A 4,645-nucleotide genomic window follows, 5' to 3' on the forward strand; every position below is an offset into this window, starting at 1 on the left:
AGGAGAATTAAGTTACTCTTGTTGATTACTTATCATTTATCTCGCTTCTTATCCATTATATATTCATTTCCAGTGCAGTTGCCTTTGTTTTTAATTGTCTTATAAAAGAAGAACTGTTATTGTTTCACGCAGCAAAGATAGGTATAATTTCCATGTGTTGTGCGTGCGGATGCGCACTGTTTTTGTGCGATATAGCACGCAGATTGGTGAGCGATAGTAGATGCTGTGAGTTGATATACAACGACTTATGTCTTTGGCATAAGATTTGACTCTTCTATCAGTAGAATTTGAACTCTTCCACCCAAAGGAATATGCTATGTACAAGAATATACTTTTATCACTAATCATCTGTGGCATTCTGACGACTGCCACCGCCCAGGAACGCACGCTGCAACTGACCCTGGAGCAAACTATAGACCGCGCCCGCCGTCAATCGCCCGATGCACAGACCGCCCGTCACAGTTTCCGTTCCTCCTACTGGAGCTACAAATACTACCGCGCCAACTATCTGCCTGCCTTACGGCTGACTTCCGACCCGACACTGGACCGCGCCATCAACAAAGTCACCATGAGCGACGGCAGCGTAAAGTTCATCGAACAGAATCTCCTGAGCACTGACCTCACCCTAAGCCTCACGCAGAACATCCCCTGGACGGGCGGCACACTGTTCGTAGAAACCTCTGCCCAACGGCTCGACTTGTTCAGCGACCACTCCACCTCCTGGCAGACATCACCCATCAACGTCGGCTACAGCCAGACGCTCTTCGGATACAACAGCCTGAAGTGGAACCGTCGCATCGAACCCTTACGTTATCGCGAAGCAAAGAAAACCTACGTAGAAACCCTCGAACTGGTTGCCGCCCGAGCCACACAGAAGTTCTTCGCCCTTGCCACAGCGCAGAGCAACTACGAAATAGCATCTACCAACTATGCCAATGCCGACACCTTGTATATATATGCACAGGGACGCTACAACATCGGCACCATCACCGAAAACGAAATGTTGCAACTGGAACTCAATAAGCTGACCGAAGAAACCAACCGCATGAACGCACACATCGAGGTAGAAGACTGTATGCAGGAACTCCGCTCGTACCTCGGCATTCAGGAGGACGTCGTGATAAAGGTAGAAGTCAACGACCACGTGCCCGGTCTTCACATTGACCTGACTGCCGCCCTGATGACGGCAAGAGAAAACAGTCCGGACATACTCAGCATGCAGCGTCGCAAGCTGGAGAGCGAGAGCAACGTAGCCAACGCCCGCGCCAATGCTGGACTGAAAGCCGACCTCTACCTTCGCTTCGGACTGACGCAAACGGGCGACAAGCTGAAAGATGCTTATCGCCATCCCTCGGAGCAACAATATGTCACCCTCGGCATCAATCTGCCCATACTGGATTGGGGGCGCGGCAAGGGGCAGGTGCGCGTGGCTCGTTCCAATCGTGACCTGACCTACACCCAAGTGGAACAGGACAAAACGGACTTTGAACTGAATGTCCGAAAGCTGGTGCAGCAATTCAACCTGCAATCGCAACGCGTACACATTGCCGCCCGCACCGACGAAACAGCGCAACGGCGTGCCGACGTAGCCCGGAGGCTCTACATCATAGGAAAATCTACCGTGCTCGACCTCAATGCTTCCATCAGCGAGAAGGATGCTGCCCGGCGGAATTATATCTCGGCACTGTACAATTACTGGAGCCTGTACTATACCCTGCGCAGCATCACGCTCTACGACTTTGAACTGAATGCCCCGCTCACCGAAACCGAAAAGATAGAAGCGGCAATGGATGAAATGATAAACAAAACCCGATAACAACATGGATATTAAAATCAAAAAGAAACCCTGGTACATCCGTTACCGTTATTACCTGGCGGGAGGCATTCTATTTCTTGCTTTCCTGGTCTACGTCGCCATCCTTTCCGCCGGACCCAGTAAGCTACGCATCGACCGGGATGGTGTGCAGATTGCCGAAGTGAAAAACGACAGGTTCATGGAATACATTGACGTGGAAGGACTCGTCCAACCGATTCTTACCATCAAGATTAATGCCCGCGAGCCGGGTAGTGTGGAACGCATCACGGGCGAGGAGGGGAGTCTGCTTCGGAAAGGAGATACCATCCTTGTACTCGAGAATCCCGATTTGTTGCGCAGCATCGAAGACCAGCGCGATGATTTGGAAAAGCAACTGATAACCTATCAGGAGAAGGAAATCGAGATGGAACAGAAAAGTCTGAACCTGCAACAACAGGCCTTGCAGACCAACTACGAACTGGAGCGCCTGATGAAGAGCATCAACCTCGACCGGGAAGAATACAACATGGGCATCAAGAGCAAAGCTCAACTGGAAGTTGCCGAAGACGAATACAACTACAAAGTGCAGAATGCCAGGTTGCAGCGCGAGAGTCTCCGGCATGATTCCGCCGTGACGGTTATCCGCAAAGACTTAATCCGCAACGACCGAGAGCGAGAACGCAAGAAGTACGAACGCGCCTGCGAGCGGCTGGAAAACCTGATAGTGAAAGCTCCCGTTGCCGGACAGCTCAGTTTCGTAAAGGTAACGCCGGGGCAGCAGGTATCTTCCAACGAGAGCATTGCCGAAATCAAGGTACTGGATCAGTATAAGATTCACACTTCCCTCAGCGAATATTACATAGACCGCATTACGACGGGACTTCCGGCTACCATCAATTATCAGGGACGCAAGTATCCGCTTCGCATCACCAAAGTAGTGCCCGAGGTAAAGGAGCGGGCTTTCGACGTCGACCTGGTATTCACCGGAGATATGCCGGAGAATGTGCGTGTCGGCAAGAGTTTCCGCGTGCAGATAGAGTTGGGACAGCCGGAACAGGCTGTTATTATTCCGCGCGGCAACTTCTACCAAGCTACCGGCGGGCAATGGATTTATAAACTGAATGCCTCCGGAACGAAAGCGACACGCGTACCTCTCAGCGTCGGACGCCAGAATCCGCAACAGTACGAAGTTACGGATGGCTTGCAACCCGGGGATTGGGTGGTTACAACGGGGTATGATAACTTTGGGGAGGCGGAGGAGTTGATATTGAAATAGCGGTATTATACTTCCCACACTTTGCAAACTTTCCCGGCAGCAATATAGACCACATATTTCCGCATCCGGTAGGTCGGGAATTGGCGGTTGATGTCTGCGGCGTAGGCACTGACTTGTGTCACGTCTGCCTCGGCGGGAGTTGTCAAAGCATCTATACGCACAGCTTCTCCTGCTTTGCAGTACTTGAATTCCACTACACGGCAATCGTTATGGTAAGTGGTATTCGGCATTCCCGTCAGTACCAGGTCGGCACGCCCCGAAGGGAGGTTTTGCTCCACAGCGAAGGTGTAGCAGGCACTCAGATAGCGGCTACATAGTTCAAAGAAAGAACAGCGGATGAAGTTCTCATTCATCTTGTCGAAAACTTGGGCGGGGAGTTGCCCCAAGTATTCTGTGAAGTAGTTCATGATGAGCGGTTCCAGTTGCCGGTCGCCATACACAAATTGCTCATATACAGGAGCGTATTTCCGAGCGTCACTGCTTATCCGGTTCATCTCATTGAAGTAGTCCATGAAGATGCTGCGCATCGTCAGGTTAGGCAACGACATCTTGAAACTGTTCTTTAGCGTAGTCATCCCCAGATAATACAGGCTGACAGGATAGAACTGCTTGTCAAAGAACTTCTTCTTATTGAACTTGCTGCGCAGGTCGGACACGGAATAAATCAGTTCGTCGTCTATCAGGAGTGCGTCCAGCATTTCCTGTGCATTCTCCAGAGTCTGCGTCAGGCGGCGAATCCAGCCGATATCTGTGCGCAGGTTCTCGTCTATCATTTCCTGGGGGATGTCGCCGTTGTTTACGGCAAACTTCTTAAAGAAATAAGTCAGTATAGTGGAATTGAACATGGGGCGGGCATCGGGCAAGAAGCGGTAACCGTCATAATTGTTGAGGATGAGCGTCCATATCTCGTCAAAACGCTCTTCGCCGCTACCGTAGTTGCGGAGCACGTAGCGCAGGTAAGTGGCGGCTTCGTCGTGATTGAAACCCAGCATTTCGGTAAAGTTAGGTGCCAGGGTCAGTATCTCGGCTATGTTGTATCCGCTGGTCAGGTCGTCCATTGTCACGGGGAGTACGCCGGTGCAGAAACAGGTGTTGATGCTGCCTTCGTCTACACCTTTCTTAATGGTTTTGAAGAAACTGCGCAAGAAGCTGTCGCCCGTCGTTACGTTTTCGTAGAGGGGGTCTTTGAAGGTGGTGAGCAGTTGGTTGGTGAAGTTATCGTATTCGTCGATGAGGATATAGAGCCGGGGAAGTTCGCCCGCCTTGATACGGGTCAACACATCATCCAGCATAGAGGTGGCGTTGTGTTCGTTGCTGAAACTGAAGTTTTCGAAATAGCGTGCGTAGCGGTTCTTGTTACGTACCATCTCATAAATAGGCCCGCAATTCAGGTAATTGAAGTTTTCTTCCAATCGGGCAATGTCATCGCTCATCACCATAGTGGAGAAGTTGAAACGGAGTACCATATATTGATTTCGTCCGGCGGTGGGATGGCTGCCGATATAAGTTCCGCCATAGAGTGCCTCAAACCGACATGCCTCGTTGATATCGTAACTCAAGTTTCTGAAGTAGTT

The 4,645-nt window shown here is 50.8% G+C and carries 3 protein-coding genes; 2 read left to right on the top strand and 1 reads right to left on the bottom strand.

Annotation, left to right across the window (positions count from 1 at the left end; translation table 11 throughout):
- The first annotated feature begins 316 nt into the window (after positions 1-316).
- Both B2Z67_RS03185 and B2Z67_RS03190 read left to right on the top strand, forming a co-directional pair.
- The gene (locus tag B2Z67_RS03185; protein WP_291528372.1) at positions 317-1,816 is read left to right on the top strand and encodes a TolC family protein; all 1,500 of its coding nucleotides are present in this window, start codon (positions 317-319) and stop codon (positions 1,814-1,816) included.
- Positions 1,817-1,820: 4 nt separating this feature from the next.
- Entirely contained in the window at positions 1,821-3,071 is a 1,251-nt protein-coding gene (locus B2Z67_RS03190; RefSeq protein ID WP_291528373.1) for an efflux RND transporter periplasmic adaptor subunit, read from the top strand.
- Positions 3,072-3,076: 5 nt separating this feature from the next.
- On the opposite strand, the gene B2Z67_RS03195 is transcribed toward B2Z67_RS03190, so the two are convergent.
- Positions 3,077-4,630: an AAA family ATPase gene (locus B2Z67_RS03195; RefSeq protein ID WP_291528374.1), complete on the bottom strand. Its 1,554-nt coding sequence runs from the start codon at positions 4,628-4,630 to the stop codon at positions 3,077-3,079.
- Positions 4,631-4,645: the final 15 nt, after the last annotated feature.

It is taken from the genome of Bacteroides sp. UBA939, assembly GCF_002293435.1.
Classification (GTDB): Bacteria; Bacteroidota; Bacteroidia; order Bacteroidales; family Bacteroidaceae; genus Bacteroides.